Raw genomic sequence first — 250 nt, forward strand, 5'->3', positions numbered from 1 at the left:
GACGGTCGGTCCATCGAGACGCTCGACATGAGCGATCCGGCCTCGAAGCAGGCCCGGATCATCCGCGGCATGGTCGGACGCGACCTCGCCCATCGTTTCCCCGAGCGCGTGCCGGAGCTCGGAGAGGAGGTGCTGCGGATCGAGAACTGGACCGTGCATCACCCGACCCAGCCCGGACGGGTCATGGTCGACGATGCCTCCCTCACCGTGCGTGCAGGAGAGGACGTGGGCATCGCCGGGCTGATGGGCG

1 pseudogene is annotated in these 250 nt (G+C 68.8%); it reads left to right on the forward strand.

Annotation, left to right across the window (positions count from 1 at the left end):
- Positions 1-27: 27 nt before the first annotated feature.
- A pseudogene (locus tag SB753_RS39760) lies at positions 28-250 on the forward strand (ABC transporter ATP-binding protein); the annotation flags it as partial.

Origin of the sequence: Paraburkholderia sp. SIMBA_053, from assembly GCF_046534895.1 — a bacterium.
Taxonomy (GTDB): domain Bacteria; phylum Pseudomonadota; class Gammaproteobacteria; order Burkholderiales; family Burkholderiaceae; genus Paraburkholderia; species Paraburkholderia caledonica.